The organism is Amycolatopsis lurida, assembly GCF_900105055.1.
Taxonomy (GTDB): Bacteria; Actinomycetota; Actinomycetes; order Mycobacteriales; family Pseudonocardiaceae; genus Amycolatopsis; species Amycolatopsis lurida.
In genome coordinates, this window is record NZ_FNTA01000004.1 from 4,300,938 (window position 1) to 4,327,420 (window position 26,483).

A 26,483-nucleotide genomic window follows, 5' to 3' on the forward strand; every position below is an offset into this window, starting at 1 on the left:
AATGCTTCTTACTGATGGGTAACCCACTGACCGCGCCCAAGTCCCACCGATGTGGTGTACGCCTCTCTTGGTTTTAAGACGATCGTCCAGGTACTTTTTGTGACATGGGTGCGTACCTTCTCCTCGCTTTCGCCATCGCCGCTGAGGTAACCGCCACGGTCTCGTTGAAACTTTCCGAGGGTTTCAGCAAGGTGGGGCCGTCGATCGTCGTCGTGGCCGGGTACGCCTTCGCCTTCGTCGCGCTGGCGTATGTGCTGAAGGCGGGCGTGCCGGTGAGCATCGCCTACGCGATCTGGGCCGCGGCCGGGGTCGCGCTGGTGGCGGCCGTCGGCATCGTGTTCTTCAAGGAGCCGGTCAATCTGTCGGTGATCGCCGGGCTGGTACTGGTGATCGGCGGTGTCGTGTTGATCGAGGCAGGGGGCGCGCACTAAGTGAAGATCCAGGTCGATGGCCGGAAGGCCAGGGGCGAGAAGCGGCGCGAGGAGATCATCGCGGCCGCGCTGCGGGTGATCGAACGCGACGGCGTCGCCGGCGTCACCCATCGGACGGTCGCCGCCGAGGCGGGCGTGCCGACGGCTTCGACCACCTATCACTTCTCCAGCCTCGACGACCTGCTGATCGCCACCCTCATCTCGTGCGCGAGGGATATGGCGACCGAGGTCTACTGGATGATCGACCGCGCCCGCTCCCGGGGCAGCCGCGGCGCGGAAGAGGTCGCCGGCCTGCTCGCGGAGGCGCTGGGCCCGCGCCGCGGGCGGACGATGGCGGAGTACGAGCTGTACCTGCTGGCCGCACGCAAACCCGAGCTGCGGCCCGCCGCCCGGCGCTGGCTGGACGTGCTCACCTCGATGGTCCGGCACGACGACGAGGTCGCGTTCCGGGTGTTCCTCGCCGGGATCGACGGGCTGCTGATCCAGGGCCTCATCGACGACGAACCGCCGTCCGCGGAAGAGCTGCGACCGGTGGTGGATTACCTGCTGAAACCTCGTTGACCTGCTGGGTAGCGTTCGGATCATGAGGACTGTCGGCGCATACGAACTGGACGACGACCCGGCACGGGTGGACCTCGAAGTGGTGTGGAAGTGCCTGTCCACCGAGGTCTACTGGGGTAAGTGGCGAGACCGCGAGCTGGTCGAGAAGGTCTTCAGGAACGCGTGGCGGGTCGTCGGCGCGTACGAGACTTCGAGTGGCCGTCTGGTCGGGTTCGCGCGGGCGTTCTCGGACACCATCGGCAGCGCGTACCTCGCGGACGTTTTCGTCGTCGACGAGGCGCGCGGCGCGGGGCTCGGCAAGGAACTGGTCCGGGAGATGATCGACAACGGGCCGGGAGCCGAGTTCCGGTGGATGCTGCACACCGCCGACGCGCACGGTCTGTACCGGCAGTTCGGCTTCGGCGACCCGCCCGACGGGCAGTACATGGAGCGGAGCCGGGCGAACGGGCAGGTCTAGGGGGCCCGGCGAGGTCGCACAACTGCTGGCCGGTATCACTCTTGGCAGTTCGAAGGTCGTGCGTGGTGACCTGATTCTGGACTGGACGGCGGGAGCCGGCCGTTTGCGTGGGGGTCGTGAGTGTTTTGTGTCGTTCTAACGACACAAAACACTCACGACCCCCGGTGGACACTCAGAACCCGAGCGGGTGCGTGCCTACCTGCTGCGGCCCGTACGAAGGGCGGTGGACCCGACGGGCGCCGGAACCACCGCTCATAACCCACCTGAACAGCGGTTATGAGACCTTGCCGGGCCCTTGACCCAGAGTCCCTCAAGGAGGCCTTCACGGAAAGCCGGTTCAGCCCTTGTTCTCGTGCAGGGCCGTGAGCGACGCCCGGGCGATGGCGTGGCTGAAGAGGTTGAAGCCCAGGAAAGCAGGCGTAGCGTCTTCGCCGACTTCCAGCTTTTCGACGTCGACGGCGTGCACCGTGAAGATGTACCGGTGCGGCCCGTGTCCGGGCGGCGGTGCGGCGCCGAGGAACCGCTTCACGCCACCGTCCCCCTTCAGGGTCACGGCGCCCTCCGGCAGGCCGGAGCCCGCTTCGTCACCCGCGTTCGCGGCGAGCGCGGTCACCGACGCGGGGATGTCGAACACCGCCCAGTGCCAGAACCCGCTCGCCGTCGGGGCGTCGGGGTCGTAGCAGGTCACCGCGAAACTCTTGGTCTCGGCGGGAAAGCCCTCCCAGGACAGCTGCGGGGAACGGTCCTCGCCGCCCGCGCCGAAGATCCCGGAAAGCTGGGGCGTCGGCAGGAAGCCGCCTTCCTCGATGTCGGTGCTGCTCAAGGTGAAGGCAGGCAGATCGGGCAGGAATTCGTACGGATCGGGTGCCTGCGGCATGCGTCCTCCTGATCGTCGAACAGATGACGGAGCCAGGTTATGACCCCGAGGACCCCGGCGCGGGATCAGGGACGAATCCGGGGGTTACCCCTATGTCCAACCCGGCGCGCTGCCCTTAGCGTCGAGCTACACGAAAACCTGCTCTGGAGGGACTCAAGACCATGGCGCGCCCACTCCTCGCGATCGGAGGCATCGCGTTGATCGGCGTCGGTGTCCTCACCGGCCTCGGCTGGTGGTGGCCGTCCGACGCGGAGGCCACCTCGGAGGTGACCCAGCCGATCCGCAGCGTTCGGATCGACAACGACGAGGGCCGGGTCAAGATCCGCACCGGTGAGGGGCCGGTCCGGATCCACCAGGAGTTCCAGTACCGCGGGAACAAACCGGGCGAATCGTTCCGCGTGGAAGGCGACACCCTGGTCCTCGCCGACTGCGGCACCAGCTGCGAGGTCCGCTACGACGTGGTGGTCCCGGCGGGGGTTCCGGTCTCGGGCAAGCTCGAATCGGGGGCGATCGACATCGCCGGGATGTCCACTGTGGACATCATGGTCGATTCCGGCGACGTGTCCGTCACCGACGTGCCGGGCACCGTGAAGGTGCGGTCCGAAGCGGGCCGCGTCGAGCTGGCGAACATCGGGCAGGCCGTCACGGTGCAGGCGGCGTCCGGCGCCATCAAGGGGGAACGGCTCGGCGGCAACGTCGAGGCCCGCACCGACAGCGGCCGCATCGAACTCGAACTGGTCAAGGGCGCCGACGTCACCGCACGGACCGACAGCGGTTCGGTCGAGGTCACCGTCCCGGCGGGCGACTACAACGTCACCGGCGGCTCCGGCAGCGGCAACCGCGACATCGACGTGAACCAGTCCGGTTCGGCACCCCACCGGCTCGATCTCAACACCGACAGCGGAAGCGTCAAGGTCCAAGCGGCCTGACGGAATTCATCGGGGGAAACACTTTCTCATGGGTAACAAGGAAAAGCGCGTCCTCGGCGCGCTCGCTCTCGGCGCGCTGACCGCCTTCGGGATCGTCGGCTGCACAGGCGAAAGCCACGAGAAGCTGAGTGACGGCGCGCCCGTCACCGAGCAGGTCACCGCGATTCGGGTGGACGTCCCGGTCGGCGCGGTCACGCTCCGGGTGGAGGACGGCGCGCCCGTCTCGCTGCGCCGCGAAGTGACGTACACCGGCAAGAATCCCGGCAAGACCCACAGCGTCGAGAACGGCACGCTGGTCCTCGGCGGCTGCCAGCAGTGCGGCGTGGACTACGACGTCGTGGTGCCGCGCGAGCTGGCGGTCTCCGGGTTCATCGGCACCGGCAAGGTCACGCTCGCGCGTGCGGCTTCGGTCGACTTGAAGGGCGACGTCGGTGACTTCCAGGTGCTGAACACGTCGGGGCCGGTGAACCTGCGCACCGGCACCGGCGACATCGAGGTCGGTCTCGCGAAGCCCGGCGCGGTCACCGCGAACGCGGAGGTGGGGAAGGTCGTCGTGTCCGTCCCTGACGGCGCGTACCAGGTCCGCGCCAAGACGGACACGGGCAAGGTCGAGACCGGTGGCGTCCGGCAGGACCAGGCATCCGCGAACGTCCTGGACCTCCAGGCCGGCACCGGCTCGATCACGGTGAAGCCCGTATGAAGACGCTCGCCGCGATCACCGCGCTGACCTTGCTGCCGCTTTCCGCGCCGCCCGCGTCCGCCGCGTCCGGGATCGACTGGAAGCCGTGCGCCACCGAGTACGCGCCGACGCTGGAATGCGCGAGCCTGCCGGTGAGCGACGGCTTTTCGATCGCGCTGGCGAAACTGCCCGCGACCGACCCCGCGCGCCGCGTCGGTTCGCTGCTGACCAATCCGGGCGGGCCGGGCGGGGCCGGCGTCACCGTGCTCAAGTACGGCGGCCGCGGTTTCGCGCTGGACCAGCCGGAAATGGCCGAAGTGCGGCAGCGGTTCGACGTCATCGGATTCGACCCGCGCGGCGTCGGCGACAGCAGGCCCGCGATCACCTGCGGGCCCGGGCTGCACGATCCGGCGATCAGCCGCTTCCCGCGAAGCCGCGCCGACTACGACAAGCTCCTCGCGCACAACCGCGCTTCGGGCGGCGAATGCCTGAAGAAGACCGGGCCCGGGTTGTCCTCTGTGGACACTTGGCGGGCCGCGGACGACGTCGAAGCGATCCGGGTCGCCCTCGGCGAGCCGAAGGTGAACTGGCTCGGCGTCTCCTACGGTTCCGAACTCGGTGCCGTATACGCGGAGAAGTACCCGAAGCGCGTCCGGACGATGGTGCTCGACGGCGCGGTCGACCATTCGCGGCCGACCAGGCAGGCGGTCCTCGAGGAGGCCATCGCGACCGAAAGCGCGCTCAAGGACTTCGCGCGGTGGTGCACGACGTCGGCCGACTGCGCATTTCGCGGTAAGGACGTCCTCGCCGCTTACGACGCGCTGATGCGGACGCCCGGGGGTGTGCCGTCGAAACAGCTCGGACGGAACGTGACCGCGGAGGAGCTGGCGGCCGGTGCTTACGGTGGCCTGATCCTGCCGGCGTTCTGGCCGGACCTCGCGAAGGCGATCGAGGCCGCGGCGGCGGGGAACGCGGACGGGTTGGTGCCGTACTCCCAGCTCGACCCGTCTTACGGCGCGTATCGCGCGATCGGCTGTCATGACTTCGGCTCGCCATTCACCTCCTACGCCGACATGCGGGCGATGCAGGGGCTGGTGAAGACCCTCTCGCCCCACGGCTGGCGGTATTCGGAGTTCTGGGACATGGCGAGCGGGTGCGCCGGCTGGCCGGTGCCTTCGGCGTACCTGCCGCGGCCGCAGCGCGTCCAGGGCACGGCGCCGATCCTCGTGGTCGGCGGCGAACACGATCCGGCGACGCCGCTGGTGTGGGCGAAGGGACTCGCGCGGAACATCGAGAACTCGACGTTGCTGGTCGACGCCGGGTACGGGCACACGGGGCTGCTCAACTCGGCTTGCGTGCGCACCGAAGAGGTGAAGTACCTGGTGAGCGGTGTCACACCCGCTCCTGGCACGGTCTGCCGGTAGATCCGGGAACAAGACGGTCGTGCCGCTCGTTGAGCCGGATGCAAGGTTGAGTGAGGGTGACTCAAGTCCGGCTTGACGGAAGCCCCACCATCCCGATACAACTTGCGTGGAGCCCGCTCAAGGTGGGCTGAAACGTGCAGGTCACGAACTAGCAGGAGGATCACACCATGGCGCGAGCGGTCGGCATCGACCTCGGCACGACCAACTCGGTCGTCGCTGTCCTTGAGGGCGGCGAGCCGACGGTCATCGCCAACTCGGAAGGTTCCCGCACCACCCCGTCCATCGTCGCCTTCGCCAAGAACGGCGAAGTGCTGACCGGCCAGCCGGCGAAGAACCAGGCCGTGACGAACGTCGACCGGACCATCCGGTCGGTCAAGCGGCACATCGGTACCGACTGGAAGACCGAGATCGACGGCAAGGCCTACACCTCGCAGGAGATCAGCGCCCGCGTGCTGATGAAGCTCAAGCGCGACGCCGAGGCGTACCTGGGCGAGACCATCACCGACGCGGTCATCACCGTCCCCGCCTACTTCGAGGACGCGCAGCGGCAGGCCACCAAGGAGGCCGGGCAGATCGCCGGCCTGAACGTGCTCCGCATCGTCAACGAGCCCACCGCGGCGGCGCTGGCGTACGGCCTCGACAAGGGCGAGAAGGAACAGACCATCCTGGTCTTCGACCTCGGTGGCGGTACGTTCGACGTCTCGCTGCTGGAGATCGGCGAGGGTGTCGTCGAGGTCCGCGCGACCTCCGGTGACAACCACCTCGGCGGTGACGACTGGGACGAGCGCATCGTCACCTGGCTGGTCGACAAGTTCAAGTCGTCCAACGGCATCGACCTCACCAAGGACAAGATGGCGCTCCAGCGCATCCGTGAGGCCGCCGAGAAGACGAAGATCGAGCTCTCCAGCTCGAACTCGGCCAGTATCAACCTGCCGTACATCACGGTGGACGCGGACAAGAACCCGCTGTTCCTCGACGAGCAGCTCTCGCGCGCCGAGTTCCAGAAGATCACCTCGGACCTGCTCGAGCGCACCCGCAAGCCGTTCAACAACGTCATCCGTGACGCGGGTGTCGCCGTCGGCGACATCGACCACGTCGTGCTCGTGGGTGGTTCCACCCGCATGCCCGCCGTGTCCGAGCTGGTCAAGGAGCTGACCGGCGGCCGCGAGCCGAACAAGGGCGTCAACCCGGACGAGGTCGTCGCCGTCGGCGCGGCGCTGCAGGCCGGTGTGCTCAAGGGTGAGGTCAAGGACGTCCTGCTGCTCGACGTGACCCCGCTTTCGCTGGGCATCGAGACCAAGGGTGGCGTGTTCACCAAGCTCATCGAGCGCAACACCACGATCCCGACCAAGCGTTCGGAGATCTTCTCCACCGCGGACGACAACCAGCCCTCGGTGCAGATCCAGGTGTTCCAGGGTGAGCGCGAGATCGCGGCGCACAACAAGAAGCTCGGCATGTTCGAGCTGACCGGTCTCCCGCCCGCCCCGCGTGGCGTGCCGCAGATCGAGGTCACCTTCGACATCGACGCCAACGGCATCGTGCACGTCCTCGCGAAGGACCTCGGCACGAACAAGGAGCAGTCGATGACGATCACCGGTGGCTCCGCGCTGCCGAAGGACGACATCGAGCGCATGGTCAAGGACGCCGAGGCGCACGCCGAGGAGGACAAGCAGCGCCGCGAGGAGGCGGAGACCCGCAACCAGGCGGAGACGCTCGTCTACCAGACCGAGAAGTTCGTCAAGGACAACGAGGACAAGCTGCCCGACGAGCTCAAGGGCAAGGTGAAGTCCGCGATCGACGAGGCCAACGAGGCGCTCAAGGGCACCGACTCGGCGAAGATCCGCGAGTCCATCGAGAAGCTGAACACCGCTTCGCAGGAGCTGGGCACCGCGCTCTACGCCAACGCCACCCCGGGCGCCGAGGGTGCCGCCGGTGAAGGCGCCGCCGGTGCGGCGGGCGCGGGTGCGGGCTCGCAGGCCAAGGCGGACGACGTCGTCGACGCCGAGATCGTCGAAGAGGACGAGAAGGACAAGAAGTGACCGGACGCTACGACGAAACCGAGGGCCAGGGCCCGGAGGAACCGGTGGTCGTGCGGGACCGTAGGCGGATCGATCCGCTGACCGGTGAGGTCCGCTCGGCCGCCCCGGAGGCCGAACCCAAGGAGGGTCCGAAGCACGCCGCTCCGGCCGAAGAGGCGGCTGTCCCGGCAGAGCCGGAGCCCGCGGCACACGCGGGCCCCGGCCTCGGGGAGACCATTGTGGACGACTCGGTGTCGGTGGCCACCGGACTGGAGAAGGAGCTGGCGGAGCGCACCGCCGACCTCCAGCGTCTCCAGGCGGAGTACGCCAACTACCGGAAACGCGTGGACCGCGACCGTGAGCAGGTCGTCGCCGGCGCGAAGGCGTCGGTCGTCAACGATCTGCTCCCGCTGCTCGACGACCTCGAGCGCGCGGAGCAGCACGGCGATCTGACGGGCGCCTTCAAGGCGGTCGGCGAGAAGCTGGTCGGAAGCCTGCAGCGGTCGGGGCTCGAGGCGTTCGGCGCGGAGGGCGAGCCCTTCGACCCGAGCGTGCACGAGGCCGTCCAGCACAGCACGTCGCCGGACGTCGCCGGGCCGACGGTCACCACGGTCATGCGCCGCGGTTACCGCTTCGGCGAACGCGTGCTGCGTGCGGCGCTGGTCGGGGTCACCGACCACGAGCCGGGCGGCTCCACGACTGAACCGATGGACCAGCCCGTCGGCGGCGAGCTGCCGCTCGAGGGCGAACTTTTCGATGAGAACAACCGCTGATCGGCGATACGGCGTGAAAGGAGGAGACGTTCGGTGAGTGCACGGGAATGGATCGGTAAGGACTTCTACCGTGAGCTGGGCGTCTCCTCCGACGCCACCGCGGACGAGATCAAGAAGGCCTATCGCAAGCTGGCCAAGGAGAACCACCCCGACGCCAACGCGGGCAACGCGGAGGCCGAGAAGAAGTTCAAGGCGGTCTCCGAGGCGTACGGCGTTCTTTCCGACACGTCCAAGCGCAAGGAGTACGACGAGGCGCGCCGCCTCTTCGGCTCCGGCGGTCCCGGCGGCTTCGGCTTTCCGGGTGCGGGCGGTGGCGGCGGTTTCGACGTCGGCGACATCTTCGGCCAGGCGGGTCAGCAGCAGGGCGGTTTCGGCGGTCTCGGCGACATCCTCGGCGGTCTCTTCGGCCGCCGCGGCGGCGCTGCCGGTGCCACCGCGAACCGTCCGCAGCGCGGCTCGGACGTGGAGACCGACGTCCGGATCGACTTCGCGGAAGCGGTCAAGGGCGCGACCCTGCCACTGCGGCTGTCGAGCCCGGCGACCTGTTCCACCTGTGGCGGCAACGGCGCGAAGCCGGGGACTTCCCCGAGGACGTGCGCGACCTGCCAGGGCAGCGGGCTGGTCAGCCGGAGCCAGGGCGCGTTCGCGTTCTCGGAGCCGTGCCGTGACTGCCGCGGCCGCGGCACGATCATCGACGATCCCTGTCCGGAATGCGCGGGCGAGGGCATCAGCACCCGCACCCGCACGCTGACCGTGCGGATCCCGCCGGGCGTCGCCGACGACCAGCGGATCCGCCTGGCCGGCCAGGGCGAACCTGGCCGTGGCGGCGCGCAGCCGGGTGACCTGTACGTCCGCGTGCACGTCGCTCCGCACGCGGTGTTCGGCCGCAAGGATCTCGATCTGACGATCACCGTGCCGGTGTCCTTCACGGAACTGGCTCTCGGCGGCACGATCACCGTGCCGACGCTCGAGGGCAAGGTCTCGCTGAAGGTGCCGCAGGGCACGGCGAGCGGTCGCGTGCTCCGGGTGCGAGGCAAGGGAATCGCGAAACGCGACGGCTCGCAGGGCGATCTGCTGGTCACCCTGCAGGCGGCCATCCCGGCCAAATTGGACGACAAGGCCCGTGAAGCGCTGGAGGCCTACGCGGAGGCCATGGCCGACCACGATCCGCGACCGGAGATCACCGAACTTCTCGAAGGCAGGTGAGCACGATGTTCGGCGGGCTGCCGCACGGTGCGGACGAGGACACCCCGGTGTTCGTCATTTCGGTGGCGGCGCAGCTTTCCGGCTTGCACGCGCAGACCCTGCGGTCCTACGACCGCCAGGGTCTCGTGTCGCCGGGCCGGACCTCCGGCGGTGGACGGCGTTACTCGATGCGGGACATCGCGTTGCTGCGCGAAGTGCAGCGACTGTCCCAAGAGGACGGTGTCAACCTCGCCGGCATCAAGCGGATCATCGAGCTGGAGAACCAGGTCGACGCGCTCCGTGCCCGGATCGCCGAACTGACCGAGGAACTGACCGCGGCGTACGTCGCCGCCGAACAGACGGCCGCGGCCGTGCACGCCTCCTACCGCAAGGATCTCGTCCCGCTGCGGCAGCAGACGGCACTCGTGGTCTGGAAGCCCAAGAAACGCACCTAGTCTCGCGTGACCGAGTACGACACAAGCGTGATTGAAGCCGTAACTCACGAGTTACGGCTTCAATCACGCGAATGACGGCTTCGATCACGCGAGTTACGGCTTCAAGCACGCGAAACCTGCGGGGGAAGACGAACCCGCGGCGTCAGTAGGTGACGAATTGCGTCATTGGCCGGGGACCAGGGTCCGGATCTGCTGGACCTCGCCGGTACGCGAGTCCATGATCCGCTGGGCCAGCGCCTTCGCCTCCGGGTTCTTGCCGTCCTTCAGTTCGGTCCTCGCCAGCGCGACCCCGTTGTGCTGGTGCGCGACGAAGATGTCGGCGAAGTCGAGGCTGAACTCCGCGCCGTCCTTTTTGGACAGTGCTTCGAGCAGTCCCTTGTCGGTGAGCCCGTCACCACCGTGATGGTGGTGCGCGTGCGGATCCGCCGATCCCGTCTCGGGTTTGCCCCAGGCCTTCAGCCAGTTCCGCATGTCGGTGGTCTCGGTCTGCTGCGTCGCCTCGATGGCGGCCGCCAGATTCGTCAGCTCCTGCTTCTGCCCCTGCTTGGTCTTCACCAGTTTGACGATCTCCACGCCCTGGTCGTTGTGGGCGATCATCATCTGAAGGAACATCACGTCGGCGTCGTTGTACTGCGTGGACGCCGCCGCCGACTGGGGGACCGGGGAGAGCGGGGCGCCGGCGTTGGGGGGTGAGCCGTCGCCGGCCCCACAGCCCGCGAGGGCCACGAGACCGGCGACGAGTACGAGGGCCAGCTTCACTGGCGTGTCCACAGCGCGGGCGTGTTCGGCGGTTCCCAGCCTTGGATCGCCGTATGCGCCAGCTGGCACCGGTAGGTGGCGCCGCCGTAGGTCACCGTGCTGCCGACCGAGTAGGACGTCCCGGCCGCCCAGGTGCCGCCGGTGGGCGGGTTGGTGGTGCTGGTCGGCGGATTCGACGTCGTGGGCGGGTTGCTGGTGGTCGGCGGGTTGCTGGTCGTGGGCGGGTTGCCGCCGCCGATCTGCAGGTCGATGCAGCTGTAGAAGGCCATCGGCGTGTCCGCGATGTTCCAGATGGCGAGCACCTTCTGGCGGCCGCTGAAGCCGTTCAGGCTCACCGTGTGCGACGTCGGGTCCTTCGGCGCGGAGTTGTTCCCGCTGATGTCGGCGATCTTGGTGCCACCGATGTAGTACTCGTAGTTCGTGGTCCGGTGGTAGGCGGTGAACTTCCAGTTGAAGGTCACGCTGTTGCCGACCGACGCGGCGGGCCACGGCTTCGATTCGTCGTTGAGCTCGGCGAATCCGGGGAGACCACCGTTGCAGCTGCGGAGCCCCTTGGGGCCTTCGACGCTCTGCGGTTCGTAGACGATGGCACCGCAGCCGGAAACCTTGCCCTGGGCGCAGTTCGCCTGGCGGCTGGGCGGGGACAGCACGTAGCCGTGGGCGCTGGCCACCTGCGGGACGGCCACGATGGCGATCGGGGCGAGGATCGCACCGGCGGCGGCTGCCACGAGCTTGCGTTTGACGGTCATGCCGGCTCCTGGGGGATGGAACGACGGTGTTCCCGTGAGGGGGAGCAATGTGGTCTAGACCATAAATCCGCCGGTGATCCCGGTCAATGATTCACTGACCTACTGCTGCGTCGAGACCAGGTGGAACAGCCGATCGGCCTAATACGAAGGACGCATCGCCTCAGTCCAGGGTGAAGGGGTCGTACTTGATCCGCGCCAGGTCCGTGCCCGCGGCGAGCAGTTTCGCGATCGTCGCCCGGATCATCGACGGCGACCCGGCCACATATACGTCGCGCTCCTTCCAGGCACCGCGCTGGGTGACCGCCGTGGCCAGCGTGCCGCGGTCGCCGCCGGTGATGGTGCCTTCCTCGGTCACCGGGGTCACCGTCAGCCAAGGGCAGGTGACGGTCAGCCCGCGGAGCTCGTCGAGTGCGTAGAGGTCTTCCGGTCGGCGGCCGCCGAAGAACAGGTGCACCGGTGGGTTGTTCTTCCAGCGCGACATTTCGTCGAGCAGGGCGAGCAGCGGCGCGACGCCGGTGCCGCCGCCGACCATCAGCAGTGGACGGCTTTCGGTGCGCTGTACCGAAAGCGCCCCGAGCGACGGGCCGATCCGCCAGACGTCGCCGCGCCGGGTGTGGTGGACGATCGCGCGGGAGACCCAGCCGCCGCGCACGGCGTGCACGTGGAACTCCATCGTCCCGTCGTCGTGCGGCGCGGTGGCAGGCGAGAAGTACCGCCACATCCGCGGCCGCTGCGGGACTTCGACGCTGACGTAACCGCCCGCCCGGTACGGGAGCGGCTGGTCGGTGCGGACCTTGATCACGGCGACGTCGCGGGAGGCGAGGCGGTGCTCGACGACGGTCGCCTTCCACCACGCCGGGCCGATCTCCTTGCCCGCGGCTTCGCGCATGTTCTTCGAAATGACGCCGTACGCGGTGACCCAGGCGTCTTCCAGTTCCGGTGTCCAGTCGTCCTTCAGGAACCTTTTCAACGCGGCGATCAGCGCGACGCCGACGGCGTCGTAATGGCGCCCGAGGACGTCGAACTTGCGGTGGTCACGGCCGAGCTGACCGAGGAACGTGGCCAGTTCGTCGGGCCGGTCCACCATCTGGACGACGTAGACGAGTGCGCGCAGCAAACGATTTCGCTGCGTGGCCATGTTGATCGGGAACAGCGCCCTGGCGTCCGGCGAAACGGAGAAGAGCACGCCGTAGAAGTACTGGGACAGCTCCTCGGCCTTCGTTTCGACGGCGGCGAAACTCTCCCTGATGAGCTTGGCCATCTCGACGGTCTTGTCCGCCGACGGCGTTTCGATCAAGGGCGGAACGGGAATCGGTGAAGATCTCGACGAACTGGGTGGATGCTCGTACTTCACTGTTTCGGCAGTCATGGGTGAACGATTTTCTCCAGTTGGATCGGGCATATTCTCCAGACCCGATGTCATCGTGCTCGTGTTCCCCCGAGGGTTCCCGACTGTATGCCCGAACGTCGCGAAAGGATCCACGAATGGTTGTTTCCCGCTCGAACGGAGCAAACGATATACGCGCCGTCAGCACCGTCTGGCACTAAGTAAAGGTGATCAAGCGGGCGGGAATTTCCTTGCTCACCAGTGGTTTTCGCCACCGGGGCCGGAAAGCGTGATCCGCCGATCGGGTGGGTTTTTCTCCGTGATTACCGCGTCACGTAACGGTATGCGCCCCGCGGCTGATCACCATTGTGGAATCGAATTCCTAGTCGATGGTGAAGGGGTCGTATGCGATCTGGTCGAGCGCGCTGCCCGCGACCAGCATCCGGGACACCGTCGCGCGGATCATCGCGGGCGAACCGGCGACGAGGATCCGATGCCCCGGCCAGGATCCCTGCTGTGTAACGGCTTCCGCGAGCGTGCCCTGCACACAGCCGGGGGCCTCTTCACCGTGTTCGACCACCGGTGTCACGGTGAGCCACGGGTTCGTGGCCGCGAGGGCGCGCAGCTCGTCGAGGTCGTAAAGGTCCTCACGCGACGGTCCGCCGTAGAACAGCTGGACCTTCGGGTTCTCGCCCCACTGCGCGAGGTCGTCCAGGATGGCACGCAGCGGCGCGATACCGGTACCACCGGCGATCATCAGGACGCCGCGGCCGTCGGTCCGGTCGACCGAAAGCCTGCCGAGCGGCGGCCCCAGCCGCCAGACGTCACCGGGCTGCGTGTGGCTGACGATGGCGCGGGACACCCAGCCGCCGTCGACGGCGCGCACGTGGAACTCGATGCCGCCGTCCTCGCGCGGCGCGTTCGCCGGCGACAGGTAGCGCCAGAGCCTCGGCCGCTGCGGGACTTCGACGCTCATGTACTGACCGGGCTGGTACGGCACCGGGAATTCGGGCTGGACGCGGACCAGGGCGAGATCCCAGGTGAGCCGCCGGTGTTCGAGGACGGTGGCCGACCACGACGCCGGGTTGACGTCGGCCGCGGCGGCCTCCTGCATCGCGCGGGCGACGATGGTGAACGCCTCCGCCCAGGCCCGTTCGACCTCCGGTGTCCAGTCCGGACCGAGGTGGTTCTTCAGCGAGGCGAGCAGTGCGGTGCCGACGGCCTCGTAATGCCGCGGGATGACACCGAACTTGCGGTGGTCGCGGCCGAGCTGGGTCAGGAACGGCACGAGGTCGTCGGGCCGGTCGACCATCTGCACGATGTGGACCAGCGCGCGCACCAGCCTGCCGCGCTGGACCTCCATGTTGATCGGGAAGAAGTCGCGGGTCGCCGGCGCGAGGGTGAACAGCATCCCGTAGAAGAACTGGGAGATCTCCGGGATGAAGGGCTCCGACTTCGCCCAGGTGTCCCTGATGAGCCGCACCATCGCGGTGACCGCGGGCGGGGCTTCTCTCGGCGCCGAGGACCGCGGCACCGGACTGACCGCGTCGGCCGTCACGGGCTGGGAGTCGCTGATCGGGTAGCGCATGCCGGAAGACAGTTCCCCAATTTCACGGACGAGGATCCACTGGAGAAGAATTCACCGATCATTCACCTCTCCGGTCAGTGGCTGTCGGGCCGGTCGGCTGGTTCCGGCTCGTTCGCGAGACTAGCCGCCGAGAGCCCTTTTGCCCGCATCGTTGCTCCGGACGGGTGTACTGGAAACCGGTCGGCAGTGGGCGATCTCACGAGGTAAATAGTTGTCTTACGCAAGTGTCGCCGAATAAAGTTGTACTGTACAAGTAGCCAGGAGGCACCGATGAGCTCCGCCGACGACGCCAGGGTCGAACTGATGCGTGAGTTGAAGGCGGCCTCCCAGCTGCAGCACGCCTGGATAATGCAGGCCTGGCAGGACGATCCCGGTCTGCACCCGGCGGCCGCGATGCTGCTGTCCGACCTGGCGAAGCACGGCGAAGCGCGCCCATCGGAATTGGCCAAACGACGCTTTGTGGACCTTTCGGTCATAAGTCGTCAAATTTCCCAGCTGTCCGCGGCGGGCATGGTGGACCGCCGTCCCGCGCCCGAGGACGGCCGCGCGTCGATCATCAGCATCTCCGAGCGCGGACGCGCGGAACTGGGCCGCAGGCGGGCCGGATATCTGGAGTTCATGGAGCGCGCGCTCGGTGACTGGGACGACGAAAAGGTCCTCGAACTGACCACGCGGCTGGCGGAGATGAACGCGGACGTCCGAGCGGCCCTGTCCGTCCGGACATGCGACGTTTGACGGCGGCCGTTCCTACCCGCCGGTCTTGACTGAACGGACCTTTCGTAGCGCCGTGACGACGGTAGCGTCGTATCAGTGCGTAACCGGGTCGCATTGCTGGTCGCCTTGGGAATCGACAACTTCGGCTCGGGACTCTTCCTTCCGCTCGGGCTGGTCTTCGTCATCCGTGTGGTGGGTCTGCCCCTCGCCGAAGCGGGGACCGCGGTCACTCTCGGTGCGTTCGGCGGTCTGCTCGTTCCCGCCATCGCTGGTCGCCTCGTCGACCTGATCGGCCCGCGGACGGTGATGATCTGCTCCCACGTCCTGCAAGCCGCCGGAACGAGCGCCTTCCTGCTGGCCGACGGGTTCGCCGGTGTCGTCGGCGCGTCCGTCATGCTCGCGGCCGGGCAGCAGCTTTTCTACAGCTCGCAGTTCTCGCTCATCGCCGACGTCGCGGGCGAAGGACCGAAGGACCGGCCGTTCGCCGAAGCCGCGATGGTCCGCTCCGCCGGCTTCGGACTCGGCGGGCTCGCGGCGGCCGGACTGCTGGTGTGGATCGGGCGCGAGGGTCTGTACGTCGCCGTGATGGTCGACGTCGCGACCTTCGTCGTCGCCGCGGCCATCCTCTCGACGCTGGTCACCCCGGCCCCTCGGCGCCTGCCGTGCCGCTCGGGGTCCGCGCGGGTCTGGCGGAACCGCCCGTACCTGGCGCTCATCGTGTTCAGCGGCCTCTTCGCGCTCACGATGGACTTCTTTCTCATCGGGATGCCGGTGTACGTCTTCAACGCCTTGCACGGCCCCCGGTGGCTCCCCGGCGCGATCATCGCGCTGCTCACCGTCGTCACCAGTCTGGGTGGAGTCGTCGGGTTGCGGCTCACCCGGAAGCTGACCCGGATCGCCGCCATGCGCGCGGGCTCGGCGTTGTTCGCGGTGTGGTGCCTGGCGTGCCTCGCGGTGGTGTTCGTGCCGAAGGTCTTCCAGCCGGTTTACCTGCTCGGGGCGACCCTCGTGCTGGCCGCGGGCGATCTCGCTTTCGGGCCGCGCTCCGGGGCGCTGGCCGAAGCCGCGGCGCCGCCGGAGGCGCGGGGCCGGTATCTGGCGGCCTTCCAGTACGCGTTCACGCTCGCGGCGGTGATCGCTCCGGCCGTCGTGGCGTTGTTCTCCGTGGCAGTCTGGATCCCGTGGGTGCTCGTGGCGGCGTGCGCCTGTACGGCCGTCGTCGGCCTCGGCCGGGTGGGCCCGCGCCTGCCCGTGGAGGCCGTGTCCCCGACCGGGGGCTGAAACTTTTCAAGGTTGAGCGGAACAGACTCAACTTTGCTGACGTTGTACCTGTCGACAAGCTTTTGCACGACCTAGTACGAGGTGAGGGATGGACGCTTTCAACCCGACCACGAAGACCCAGCAGGCGATCTCGTCGGCGGCGCAGGCGGCCACGATGGCGGGAAACCCGCACGTGGCGGCCGCGCACCTGCTCGGCGCGCTGCTGGCGCAGGGTGAGGGGCTCACCGCACCGCTGCTGACCGCGGTCGGGGCCGATCCGGCGCAGGTGCACAAGGAGCTGGAGCCGCTGATCGCGGCGCTGCCGTCGGCGACGGGCGCCACCGTGTCGAGCCCGCAGTTCGACACGAACGCCGTCAAAGCGCTGACGCACGCCCAGAAGCTCGCGACCGAACTCGGCGACGAGTACGTCTCGACGGAGCACCTTCTCGTCGGCCTCGCCACCGAAGGCGGGCCGGTGGCCGAGCTGCTCAAGCGGCACGGCGCCACCCCGGACGCGCTGCGCGAGGCGTTCGCCAAGGTGCGCGGCTCCGCGCGGATCACCAGCGCGGATCCCGAAAGCACGTTCAAAGCGCTGGAGAAGTACGGCGTCGACCTGACCGAACGCGCCCGCGCCGGCGAGCTGGACCCGGTGATCGGCCGCGACACCGAGATCCGCCGCGTGGTGCAGGTGCTCTCGCGGCGCACCAAGAACAACCCGGTGCTGATCGGCGAACCCGGCGTCGGCAAGACGGCCATCGTCGAAGGGCTCGCCCAGCGCATCGTCGCCGGTGACGTGCCGGAGTCGCTGCGCGGCAAGCGCGTGGTGGCGCTGGACCTCGGCTCGATGGTCGCGGGTGCCAAGTTCCGCGGCGAGTTCGAGGAGCGGCTGAAGGCCGTGCTCAAGGAGATCACCGACTCCGCGGGCGAGGTCGTCACGTTCATCGACGAGCTGCACACCATCGTCGGCGCGGGTGCGACCGGCGAGGGAGCGATGGACGCCGGCAACATGATCAAGCCGATGCTCGCCCGCGGTGAGCTGCGGATGGTCGGCGCGACCACGCTCGACGAGTACCGCCAGCACATCGAGAAGGACGCCGCGCTGGAGCGGCGCTTCCAGCAGGTGCTGGTCGGTGAACCGTCCACTGAGGACACCATCGGCATCTTGCGCGGGCTCAAGGAGCGGTACGAGGTGCACCACGGTGTGCGCATCACGGACGCCGCGCTGGTCGCCGCCGCGACCCTGTCCGACCGCTACATCACCGCCCGGTTCCTGCCGGACAAGGCGATCGACCTGGTCGACGAGGCCGCGTCGAAACTCCGCATGGAGATCGACTCGCGGCCGGTCGAGATCGACGAGGTCGAGCGCGCCGTGCGGCGGATGGAGATCGAGGAGATGGCACTGTCCAAAGAGGACGACGCCGCCTCCAAGGATCGCCTTGCCGCACTGCGCTCGGAACTCGCCGAGAAGCGGGAGACGCTGACGGCGCTGACCGCGCGCTGGCAGAACGAAAAGGGTTCGATCGAACGCGTCCGTGACCTCAAGGAGCAGCTGGAGCAGCTGCGCGGCGAGTCCGAACGCGCCGAACGCGATGGCGACCTCGGCAAGGCCGCCGAGCTCCGCTACGGCCGGATTCCCGCGCTGGAAAAGGAATTCGAGGCCGCGATCGCGGCCAGCGAGGTCAGCCAGCAGAACGTCATGCTCAAGGAAGAGGTCAGCGCGGACGACGTCGCCGACGTGGTCAGCGCGTGGACCGGCATCCCGGCCGGACGCCTGCTGGAAGGCGAGACGGGCAAGCTGCTCCGGATGGAGGAGGAGCTCGGCAAGCGGGTCATCGGGCAGAAGGAGGCCGTGCAGGTCGTCTCGGACGCGGTGCGCCGCACCAGGGCCGGCGTCGCCGACCCCGACCGGCCGACCGGTTCGTTCCTGTTCCTCGGCCCGACCGGTGTCGGCAAGACCGAGCTGGCGAAGGCGCTGGCGGAGTTCCTGTTCGACGACGAGCGCGCGATGCTGCGGATCGACATGAGCGAGTACGCCGAGAAGCATTCGGTGGCGCGCCTGGTCGGGGCGCCTCCGGGCTACGTCGGCTACGACCAGGGCGGCCAGCTGACCGAGTCGGTGCGCAGGCGGCCGTACTCGGTGGTGCTGCTGGACGAGGTCGAGAAGGCGCATCCGGACGTGTTCGACGTGCTCCTGCAGGTGCTCGACGACGGACGGCTCACCGACGGCCAGGGTCGCACGGTGGACTTCCGCAACACGATCCTGGTGCTGACGTCGAACCTCGGCTCGCAGGCCATCGCCGACCCGTCGCTCGACGAGCGGCAGCGCACCGACGCGGTGATGTCGGTGGTGCAGCGGCAGTTCAAACCGGAGTTCCTGAACCGGTTGGACGACATCGTGGTCTTCCACGCGCTGGGCACCGACGAGCTGACGTCCATTGTGGACATCCAGATCGAACGGCTCGCCACGCGGCTGTCGCGGCGTCGCCTGACGCTGGAGGTCACCGACGGGGCCCGCGAGTGGCTCGCGCTGAACGGCTTCGACCCGATCTACGGCGCGCGGCCGCTGCGGCGGCTGGTGCAGTCGGCGATCGGCGACAAGCTGGCGAAACAGCTGCTGGCCGGTGAGATCCGGGACGGCGACACGGTCCGGGTGGACATCCCGGCCGAGGAGGCGTCGGCCGCGCTGACGGTCTCCCGGGTGGACTGAGGTGAGTCGGTCACCTGCCGAATGAGATGAAGGGGCCTTTCCTCGCGAAATTTGCGATGAAAGGCCCCTTCCCAGCGTTGGCGACACAGCGATTTGTCGACCTTTCGCCGCGTCTTTCGTGGTCTTTCCCGGGCGCGGCACCGAAAGGGGTGGCGCGACACGGCGCCCGGCGGTCACATCCGGTGAGGGCAGGGGGATACCCTGACCGTCGTGGGTATTCCGGCGTGGATCTGGTTCGTCATCGCCGCCGTCGCCTTGGTGGCGGGGCTGGCGCTGCTCGCGGCCGACCGGGCGAAGGAGGGCTCGCGCAATCGCGAGCGCATGCGCTGGGCCGAGCTGCGCGGCTGGCAGTTCGTCGAAGAGGACGAACGGTTGCCGCGGCAGTGGTCCAACGGCGCGATCGGGTACTTCGGCGCCCAGCTGGCGGTCAACGTCGTCGCCGGGTCCACCTTCACCTCCGACGGGCGGCGTCCCGTCTTCATCTTCGACATCGAGACCGAGGGCCAGATCCCGGCGGTCGTGGTCGCCGTGCGGTGCAACCGCGTGCACGAGGTGCCGCTGGAGATGTGGCTGTCCAGCGTGCCGTTCCAGCGCCAGGACATGCCCGAGATGCTCGGCCCGATCGGTCAGCGCTACGCCTTCGCGGACGACTCCGAGGGGGCTCGCAAGGTGATCACGCAGGATCTCGTCGACGCGGCGGACTCGCTCGGCGGCGACGTCGGCGTGGCGTGGCTGGAGAACGAGTGGGTGCTCGCGAGCGTCGCCCCGAACGCCGGGCCGTCGCGGCTCGAGCGGCTGCTGCGCGACCTCGGCGAGATAGCCGACATCGTGGACCCGTTCGACGAGGAGTACGACAACGCCTCGACCCCCGGCCGTCACTGGCAGGCCGATGCCACCGACGACATCGAGCCCCAGGCCTGATCAGGACCGCTTGAGCTCCAGCGGGAGCGCGCCGGCGACGAAACCGGTGTGCGCCGGCTGACCGAGCAGGGTCAGGTCGAGCGTCCCGGACTGCGTCAGGTGCCCTGCCTGAGCCGGGTCCGTGGCGGGCAGGACCCCGCGCACGGACGACGTCGAGGTGCCGCGGACGGACGCGACTTCACCGATGCCGAGGTCGCCGCTGATCGTGTGCGAACCGGAACCGGAGAGCCCGGCGCCGTGGTGCGCCAGATTCCCGTTCTGCCCGGTGGTGACCAGGCCGGACGACGGACCGATGGCGCCGCCGAGAGCGTGCTCCTGGCCGTAACCCGCGCCCGAGCCCACGTCGAGCGGCAGGACCCCGCCGAACCGGCCGTTGCCGTGCTGCGCCGAGGTCGACCCGACGGCGGCGAGGTCGCCGACGTCGACCGCGTGCCCGGACGACCGCCCGGCCTCCAGCACTCCGCCGAGGTCGCCGGAGAAACCGCCGTCGACTCGCATGGCCCGGTCGAGGCCGCCGCCGACCTGCTGTTTCGTTTCGTTGATGACACCGACCCGGGGCAGCGGGCGGACGGCGTGATAGGTCCCTTCGGCGGCGCGGAGACCGCGGCTGTCCTGGGAGACGAAGGTGGGGACGCCGGTGCGCGGGTCGAGCGAGACCTCGGTCAGCCGTGCGCCGGTCCGTTCGAATTCGGTCTCGTTCCCGGCGACGACGCTGCCGTAGCGCTCGACCTTCACCGCTTCCCGCTGGCCCTGCTTGACGGCCTCGGAGGTCTTCGCCGCGGCGAGCGCGCCGACCTTGTCCGGACGGGCCGTGACGCCGTCGCGGGTCTCGATGGTCTCGCTCACCGAGCGGCGGACGTCCGCGACGGTCTTGACGTCACCGGCGTCCTTGCTGAAGACGTTTCGTTCGGTGTTGGTCAGGAAGCCGCGAAAGACGGTCGTGTCGCCTTCGCTGGTGAAGCCGACTCCGCGATCGAGGCTGCCTTCACGCTGGTGATCGAGCGGAAGCGGGATCGACGGGTCTGTCTGGGTGGCGAGCGCGGAGGCCGGGCCGGCGAGCAACAGCGCCAGCGGCGCCGCGCCGACCGCGACTTTGGGCAGGTAGCTCGGCTTGCGCCTGCTGTGCTTCCCCATGGGGCCGCACGATACTTCCCGACTCCGGCCGTTGCACGTCAAATCCCCACGGTGGGTGACCCCCACGCCTGTCCCATCCGAGTACCTCCCCGGAACCCGACCGAGGAGTAGGTTCCCGATATGACACAGACCGCCCTGATCACCGGCGCCACCGCCGGCATCGGCGCGCAGTTCGCGCGCAGGCTCGCCGACGAGGGGTACGACCTCGTGCTCGTCGCCCGCGACGTCGACCGGCTGGAGGGCTTCGCCGCGGAACTGGTCGAGGCGCACGGCGTCGACGTCGTGGTCCTGCCCGCCGATCTGTCCGAAGTGGACGGACGGGCCCTGGTCGAGGACCGCCTGGCCGAAGCGCCGGTGGACCTCCTGGTGAACAACGCGGGCTTCGGGCTCAACGGCGACTTCTGGACCATCCCGCCGGACGCGCTGCAGCGTCAGCTGGACGTCAACGTCACCGCCGTCCTGCGGCTGACCCGCGCGGCGCTGCCGGGGATGATCGACCGCGGTGAGGGCGCGATCATCAACGTCAGCTCGGTCGCGGGCTTCTTCAGCGGCCGCGGTTCGACCTATACCGCCAGCAAGAACTGGGTCACCTCGTTCACCGAGGGCATCGCCGCCTCGCTGCCGGCGAACATCCGCATGATGGCGCTCTGCCCCGGTTTCACCACCACGGAGTTCCACGAGCGGGCCGGTCTGGACAAGCCCGGTCCGAAGGCGTTCTGGCTCGGTGTCGAGCAGGTCGTGGACGAGGCACTGGCGGATCTGCGCCGCGGCAAGGTGCTCTCGGTGCCGAGCCTGCAGTACAAGGTGCTCGTCGCGGTCGGCGGGCTGCTGCCGAGGGCGGTGCTGCGGAAACTCGGCGGCGGTTTCGGCGGCAAGGGCCGCACTTAGCCGCGTTCAGTCGTCGTCGGCGGTCTCGATCGACCGCACGCCGTCGGCTCCGGCGAGCACGGTGGGGGCGGTGGTGGCATCGGGACCGGTGAGGTCGAGCGTCACCGTCACCTCGCCGTCGCGGTCGTCGGCGATCCGCAGGGACGTGATCGACCATCGATGGCTCGTGCAGAGCGCCAGCAGGTCGCGCAGGACACCCTGTCCGTCCACGTAACTCACGCGAAGCCTGGTCGTGCCCGTGCCACCGGGGAGATGCCCGGTCAGCCAGGTGAAACCGAGTACCACCACGAAATGCAGGGCCGTCACCACGACCGCCAGCACCAGCAGACCCGCACCCGCCGCCATGCCGATGGCCGCGGTCTCCCAGACGGCGGCGGCCGTGGTGAGCCCGCGGATCGCGCCCTGCCTGGTGATGATCAGCCCGGCGCCGAGGAAACCGACACCGGAGACGATCTGCGCGGCGATCCGGGACGGGTCCAGGACGATCTGCCCGCTCGTGAGGATGTCGCCGAAACCGTACTTACTGACCAAAAGGATCAACGCGGACGCCGTGCCCACGATGGTCTGTGTCCGCAGTCCGGCGCTCTTGCCCCTGAGCTGCCGTTCCAGCCCGATCGCCGCCGACAGCGCGAACGCCGTCGTCAGCTCACCGATCTGGAGCCAGCCCTGTCCGTTCGAGACCATCACCCCACAGTGCCATCGCGCCATCGGCCTGACGACGGTTCGAGCCCGTGCCGGGCGGGTACGCGTGGATCATGAAGTCATCACGTGTTGTCATCGCGGGAGTGCTGGCGCTGGCCGCGTGTTCCACGGAACCGGCGCCCGCCCCGGCGGGACCGGGGCCGGTCGCCGCCCAGCCGGTGAAGGCGATTCAAACGGCGGCAGGCGCTTTGCCCGACGGGCGGGTGTTCGACGTGGAGCCCGCGAACGACGGATGGGAGATCAAGGTCGCGTCACACGGGCAGGAACACAAGGTGCGCGTGAGCCCGGACGGCGGCCAGGTCCTCGGCAAGCAGCAGACCGCCAAACCGAGCGACGACCTGGCGAAGGTCGAACAGGCGGGTGTCGACGCGGTCAAGGCGCTCCAGGCCGCGCAGCAACGCCAGCCGGGGGAGCTCGACGAGATGGAGGTCGACTACGCCGCCGACGGCACCCTCGTCTGGGAGGTCGGGCTCCGCGACGGCAAGGGCGTCGAGCACGACGTCGATGTCGATGCCAGGACCGGTGCGGTGCGGTAGGGCACGCCCTACCAAGGAGACGCACGCTCGCCCCAGGGTGCTTCCGACCTGGGATTCCTAGTGTTTTCCCCATGAACACTGGGTGGAACGGTGACGCGGTCCGGCTCGACGGCGTCCGCAAGGAATACGGCAAGGGCGTCGTCGCTCTGGACGGGGTGACGCTGGCGTTCCCGCGCGGCGGTTTCACCGCGGTGATGGGCCCGTCGGGCTCGGGTAAGAGCACCTTCCTGCACTGCGCGGCCGGGCTCGACCGGCCGACGTCGGGGTCCGTCGTGCTCGACGGGCAGGAGCTGGCCGGGATGAGCGAGACGAAGCTGACGAAGCTGCGCCGCGACCGGGTCGGCTTCATCTTCCAGGCCTTCAACCTGCTTCCGGCGCTGACCGTCGAGCAGAACGTCACGCTCCCCCAGCAGCTCGCCGGCGCCAAGCCGGACCGGCGCCTGGTCGAGGAGATCCTCGCCCGAGTGGGGCTTTCCGGCCGCCGCAAGCACCTTCCCGGCGAACTTTCCGGCGGGCAGGCGCAGCGCGTCGCGATCGCGCGGGCGCTGGTCACCCGGCCCGCGGTGGTCTTCGCCGACGAACCGACCGGCGCGCTCGACACCCGCACCGCCGCCGAGGTCCTCGCGCTGCTGCGCGATTCCGTCCGGACGACCGGCCAGACGGTGATCATGGTGACCCACGACCCGATGGCCGCCTCCTACGCGGACCGCGTCATCTTCCTCGCCGACGGCCGGATCGCGGACGAACTGCACGCGCCGACCGCGGACGTCGTCGCCGAACGCATGACCCACCTGGGTGCCTGGGGCAGCCCGGTCAGGGCGGGTGCGTGATGCTGCGACTCGCCTTCCGGACCTTGCGCCTGCGCAAGGGCGGTTTCATCGGCACCTTCATCGCCGTCTTCTTCGGCGCGCTGATCGTCGCCTCGTGCGGTGGCCTCATGGAGACCGGGATCCGCGGCAACGCGGAACCGCAGCGTCTCGCGGCCGCGCCGATCCTCGTCACCGGCGGCCAGACCTTCGAACTGCCCAAGAAGGATCCGGCGTCCCTCGAACCCGACGACAAACGCAAGTTCGAAGACGCGCGGCTCCCCGAACGCGTCCGGCTCGACAACGGGCTGGTCTCCCGCCTGAGGTCCGTACCCGGCGTCTCGAATGTCGTCGGCGAAGTGAGCTTCCCGCTCGCGGCGGGCGGGAAGCCCGGCCTCGGTCACGCTTGGGACTCCGCCGTCCTGACGCCGTACTCGCTGGCCGCGGGTGCCGCGCCCGCCGCGGGCGAGGTGGTCGTCGAATCCGCGTCGGGAGCGAAGCCCGGTGACCTCGTCGAGGTCGCCGCGCGCGGCAAGACCGAAACATTCCGCGTCGCGGGTGTGGCCGGTGCGCCGCGTTCCATCACGCAGGCCGCCGTGTTCTTCTCCGCCGCCGATGCCGCCCGGCTCTCCGGGCACCCCGGCAAGGCCGACGTCATCGGCGTCTTCACCGCGCCGGGTGCGGACGTCGAAGCGGTGCGGGCGAAGGTCGCCGAGGTCGCTACCGGGGCGAACGTCCTGACCGGTATCGACCGCGGTGTCGCGGAGTTCCCCGAAGCCGATTCGAGCGGCTCCAACCTGATCGTCATCGCCGCGGTGTCCGGCGGACTCTCGGTGATGGTCGCGATGTTCGTCGTCGCCAGCACACTGAGCCTGTCCACACAGCAGCGTTCGCGCGAACTCGCGTTGATGCGGGCGATCGGCACGACCCCGCGCCAGCTCCGGCGCATGGTGCTCGGCGAAGCATTGGCCGTCGGCCTGCTCGCCACCGCGCTCGCCGCGGTACTCGGCCCGTTCCTGGGCGAGTGGCTGTTCGGGCAGCTCGTCGAGAACGGTGTGGTGCCCGCGGTCCTGCGGTTCTACCAGGGCTGGTTGCCCGCCGTCGTCGGCGCGGGCGCCGCGATGCTCGCGGTGTTCATCGCCGCCTTCTTCGCGGGCCGCCGCGCCGGGAAGATCCGGCCGACCGAGGCGCTCGCCGAGGCCGCGGTCACCCGCCGCTGGCTGACCCCGACGCGCGTCATCGTCGCCGCGCTCTGCTTCGGCGGTGGCACCGCGCTGGCCATCGTGACCGTCGCGGTGATGACCGGGCCGATCGCGGCCAGCACCGCCGGACCCGCCGTGATCCTCTGGGCGCTCGGCGTCGCGATGATCACCCCCGGCGTCGCCAAGGCGATGACGGCGATCCTGCAGTGGCCGCTGCGGCTGCTCGGCGGGATCGACGCGCGGCTCGCCGTGCTCAACACCCGGGCGGGCATCGTCCGCGCGGCGGGCGCGGTCACCCCGATCATGCTCGCCGTCGGGATCGCGACCGCGAACATCTACCTGCAGACCACCCAGCAGGAGCTGGCGAACCAGGCGTTCACCGAAGACGTCCGCGCCGACGCCGTGATCGCCTCCGCCGCGGGCGGGCTGTCCCCGGACCTCGTCCAGCGGATCCAGGCCGTGCCCGGGGTCGCCGGAGCGTCCGAGTACGTCACCAGCAGCGTGTTCCTCGAGAACCCGTACGACTCCTCCGACGAAGGCCGTCCGGCGGTCGGCCTCACCGCTTCCGGCGCGGACGCGACGACCGACACCGAGGTGGTCCAAGGCGACCTGAAGGCGCTGACCGGCATGACCGTCGCGCTCCCCGAGGTCTTCGCGAAGGACTTCGGCCGCGGCGTCGGCGACACCCTGGGCCTGCGGCTCGGCGACGGCGTGCCGGTCGACGTCAAGGTCGTCGCGGTGACCAGCCAGCGCCCCGGTTTCGAGAGCCTGCTGCTCCCGGCAGGTCTGCTCGCCCCGCACACCACGGCCGGGCTCGCCCCGCAGATGCTGGTCCGCGCCGCTCCGGACGTCGATCCGGCGGCGCTCACCGAACGGCTTCGCGAGGCGACGGCCGGGCTGCCGGTCTCCGTCGGCGACCGCGCGGCACTCGTCGCGGCGCACGACAAGGACCAGGCGGTCGGCGCGTGGGTGAACTACCTGCTGGTCGGGATGATCATCGCCTACACGGTGATTTCGGTCGCGAACACGCTCGTGATGGCGACCGTCCGGCGGCGCCGCGAGTTCGGCCTCCAGCGGCTCACCGGCTCGACCAGGGCACAGGTGCTGCGGATGGCCGGGTTCGAAGGCGGGCTCGTCGCGCTGGTCGGAATCGTGCTCGGCACCATCGTCGCGGCGGGCTCGATCGTCCCGTTCTGCCTGGTGGCGGCCGATTCCCTGCTGCCGATGGGCTCCCCGCTGATCTACCTGACCATCGTCGGACTCGCCGCGGCGCTCGCGCTGGCGGCGACCCTGGTCCCGGCCTGGGCGGCGACCCGCGGCCAAGCCGTCGACGCGGCGACGGCGGGCAATGACTAGAGCTACCGTCGAAGGACCCGGCCGGCCGTGTGTAAGACTCTCGGC

At 69.1% G+C, this 26,483-nt stretch carries 25 protein-coding genes; 18 read left to right on the forward strand and 7 right to left on the reverse strand.

Annotated features, from left to right (window positions below):
- The first annotated feature begins 104 nt into the window (after positions 1-104).
- The 3 genes from BLW75_RS25535 to BLW75_RS25545 are packed head-to-tail and all read left to right on the forward strand — an operon-like array spanning position 105 to position 1,449.
- Positions 105-431 carry a DMT family transporter gene (locus BLW75_RS25535; RefSeq protein WP_034312335.1) on the forward strand — a complete coding sequence of 109 codons (327 nt, stop codon included), beginning with the start codon at positions 105-107 and terminating at the stop codon, positions 429-431.
- Complete coding sequence (locus BLW75_RS25540; protein WP_016338154.1) at positions 432-992, forward strand: TetR/AcrR family transcriptional regulator; 561 nt, start codon at positions 432-434, stop codon at positions 990-992.
- Positions 993-1,014: 22 nt separating this feature from the next.
- Positions 1,015-1,449 (forward strand): GNAT family N-acetyltransferase, encoded by a 435-nt coding sequence (locus BLW75_RS25545; RefSeq protein ID WP_034312337.1) that lies wholly within the window; start codon positions 1,015-1,017, stop codon positions 1,447-1,449.
- A 337-nt stretch (positions 1,450-1,786) separates the two neighbouring features.
- Here the strand turns inward: BLW75_RS25545 and BLW75_RS25550 are convergent, their stop codons facing one another.
- Positions 1,787-2,326 carry a YbhB/YbcL family Raf kinase inhibitor-like protein gene (locus tag BLW75_RS25550; RefSeq protein WP_034312339.1) on the reverse strand — a complete coding sequence of 180 codons (540 nt, stop codon included), beginning with the start codon at positions 2,324-2,326 and terminating at the stop codon, positions 1,787-1,789.
- Between the two features lie 161 nt (positions 2,327-2,487).
- On the opposite strand from BLW75_RS25550, the gene BLW75_RS25555 reads away from it, so the two are divergent.
- The 7 genes from BLW75_RS25555 to BLW75_RS25585 all read left to right on the forward strand — a co-directional run bounded on the left by BLW75_RS25555 (position 2,488) and on the right by BLW75_RS25585 (position 9,789).
- Positions 2,488-3,255 carry a DUF4097 family beta strand repeat-containing protein gene (locus BLW75_RS25555; RefSeq protein WP_034312341.1) on the forward strand — a complete coding sequence of 256 codons (768 nt, stop codon included), beginning with the start codon at positions 2,488-2,490 and terminating at the stop codon, positions 3,253-3,255.
- Between the two features lie 28 nt (positions 3,256-3,283).
- Positions 3,284-3,955: a DUF4097 family beta strand repeat-containing protein gene (locus BLW75_RS25560; protein ID WP_034312344.1), complete on the forward strand. Its 672-nt coding sequence runs from the start codon at positions 3,284-3,286 to the stop codon at positions 3,953-3,955.
- Positions 3,952-5,358, forward strand: coding sequence for an alpha/beta hydrolase (locus BLW75_RS25565; RefSeq protein WP_034312345.1), 1,407 nt, complete (start codon positions 3,952-3,954; stop codon positions 5,356-5,358). Before BLW75_RS25560 ends, BLW75_RS25565 begins: the two co-directional genes overlap by 4 nt.
- Before the next feature lie 167 nt (positions 5,359-5,525).
- Positions 5,526-7,397 (forward strand): molecular chaperone DnaK, encoded by a 1,872-nt coding sequence (dnaK, locus tag BLW75_RS25570; RefSeq protein ID WP_034312347.1) that lies wholly within the window; start codon positions 5,526-5,528, stop codon positions 7,395-7,397.
- Positions 7,394-8,149, forward strand: a complete 756-nt coding sequence (gene grpE / locus BLW75_RS25575; RefSeq protein WP_034312349.1) for a nucleotide exchange factor GrpE — start codon at positions 7,394-7,396, stop codon at positions 8,147-8,149. Before dnaK ends, grpE begins: the two co-directional genes overlap by 4 nt.
- Before the next feature lie 33 nt (positions 8,150-8,182).
- Entirely contained in the window at positions 8,183-9,355 is a 1,173-nt protein-coding gene (gene dnaJ / locus BLW75_RS25580) for a molecular chaperone DnaJ (protein WP_034312352.1), read from the forward strand.
- Positions 9,356-9,360: 5 nt separating this feature from the next.
- A complete protein-coding gene (locus tag BLW75_RS25585) occupies positions 9,361-9,789 on the forward strand; it encodes a heat shock protein transcriptional repressor HspR (RefSeq protein WP_034312642.1) in 429 nt (142 codons plus the stop codon).
- A gap of 162 nt (positions 9,790-9,951) precedes the next feature.
- Here the strand turns inward: BLW75_RS25585 and BLW75_RS25590 are convergent, their stop codons facing one another.
- From BLW75_RS25590 to BLW75_RS25605, 4 genes are all read right to left on the reverse strand, one after another.
- Positions 9,952-10,560 (reverse strand): DUF305 domain-containing protein, encoded by a 609-nt coding sequence (locus tag BLW75_RS25590; protein ID WP_241783612.1) that lies wholly within the window; start codon positions 10,558-10,560, stop codon positions 9,952-9,954.
- The gene (locus tag BLW75_RS25595; RefSeq protein ID WP_034312356.1) at positions 10,545-11,297 is read right to left on the reverse strand and encodes a lytic polysaccharide monooxygenase; all 753 of its coding nucleotides are present in this window, start codon (positions 11,295-11,297) and stop codon (positions 10,545-10,547) included. Before BLW75_RS25595 ends, BLW75_RS25590 begins: the two co-directional genes overlap by 16 nt.
- A 160-nt stretch (positions 11,298-11,457) precedes the next feature.
- Complete coding sequence (locus BLW75_RS25600) at positions 11,458-12,558, reverse strand: globin domain-containing protein (RefSeq protein ID WP_034312643.1); 1,101 nt, start codon at positions 12,556-12,558, stop codon at positions 11,458-11,460.
- Positions 12,559-13,006: 448 nt separating this feature from the next.
- Positions 13,007-14,110, reverse strand: coding sequence for a globin domain-containing protein (locus BLW75_RS25605; RefSeq protein ID WP_034312358.1), 1,104 nt, complete (start codon positions 14,108-14,110; stop codon positions 13,007-13,009).
- Between the two features lie 372 nt (positions 14,111-14,482).
- Here BLW75_RS25605 and BLW75_RS25610 point away from each other — a divergent pair, with 372 nt between their 5' ends.
- The 4 genes from BLW75_RS25610 (at position 14,483) to BLW75_RS25625 (ending at position 19,814) form a co-directional block, all read left to right on the forward strand.
- Positions 14,483-14,947, forward strand: coding sequence for a MarR family winged helix-turn-helix transcriptional regulator (locus BLW75_RS25610; RefSeq protein ID WP_034312360.1), 465 nt, complete (start codon positions 14,483-14,485; stop codon positions 14,945-14,947).
- A 75-nt stretch (positions 14,948-15,022) separates the two neighbouring features.
- Positions 15,023-16,207, forward strand: coding sequence for an MFS transporter (locus BLW75_RS25615; RefSeq protein WP_034312363.1), 1,185 nt, complete (start codon positions 15,023-15,025; stop codon positions 16,205-16,207).
- Positions 16,208-16,295: 88 nt separating this feature from the next.
- A complete protein-coding gene (gene clpB, locus BLW75_RS25620; RefSeq protein WP_034312365.1) occupies positions 16,296-18,893 on the forward strand; it encodes an ATP-dependent chaperone ClpB in 2,598 nt (865 codons plus the stop codon).
- Between the two features lie 210 nt (positions 18,894-19,103).
- Complete coding sequence (locus BLW75_RS25625; RefSeq protein ID WP_034312366.1) at positions 19,104-19,814, forward strand: type III secretion system chaperone family protein; 711 nt, start codon at positions 19,104-19,106, stop codon at positions 19,812-19,814.
- Here BLW75_RS25625 and BLW75_RS25630 read toward each other — a convergent pair whose 3' ends face one another.
- Positions 19,815-20,948, reverse strand: a complete 1,134-nt coding sequence (locus BLW75_RS25630; RefSeq protein WP_034312369.1) for a hypothetical protein — start codon at positions 20,946-20,948, stop codon at positions 19,815-19,817.
- Between the two features lie 120 nt (positions 20,949-21,068).
- On the opposite strand from BLW75_RS25630, the gene BLW75_RS25635 reads away from it, so the two are divergent.
- Complete coding sequence (locus tag BLW75_RS25635; RefSeq protein ID WP_034312371.1) at positions 21,069-21,836, forward strand: SDR family NAD(P)-dependent oxidoreductase; 768 nt, start codon at positions 21,069-21,071, stop codon at positions 21,834-21,836.
- 6 nt (positions 21,837-21,842) lie between these two features.
- Here BLW75_RS25635 and BLW75_RS25640 read toward each other — a convergent pair whose 3' ends face one another.
- The gene (locus tag BLW75_RS25640; protein WP_091598335.1) at positions 21,843-22,523 is read right to left on the reverse strand and encodes an MgtC/SapB family protein; all 681 of its coding nucleotides are present in this window, start codon (positions 22,521-22,523) and stop codon (positions 21,843-21,845) included.
- 68 nt (positions 22,524-22,591) lie between these two features.
- Here BLW75_RS25640 and BLW75_RS25645 point away from each other — a divergent pair, with 68 nt between their 5' ends.
- From BLW75_RS25645 to BLW75_RS25655, 3 genes are all read left to right on the forward strand, one after another.
- Entirely contained in the window at positions 22,592-23,074 is a 483-nt protein-coding gene (locus BLW75_RS25645; RefSeq protein WP_091599938.1) for a PepSY domain-containing protein, read from the forward strand.
- A gap of 71 nt (positions 23,075-23,145) precedes the next feature.
- Entirely contained in the window at positions 23,146-23,904 is a 759-nt protein-coding gene (locus tag BLW75_RS25650; protein ID WP_034312377.1) for an ABC transporter ATP-binding protein, read from the forward strand.
- On the forward strand, positions 23,904-26,438 hold the full coding sequence (locus BLW75_RS25655; protein WP_034312649.1) for an ABC transporter permease: 2,535 nt from the start codon (positions 23,904-23,906) through the stop codon (positions 26,436-26,438). The genes BLW75_RS25650 and BLW75_RS25655 overlap by 1 nt, the downstream gene beginning before the upstream one ends.
- Positions 26,439-26,483 lie beyond the last annotated feature (45 nt).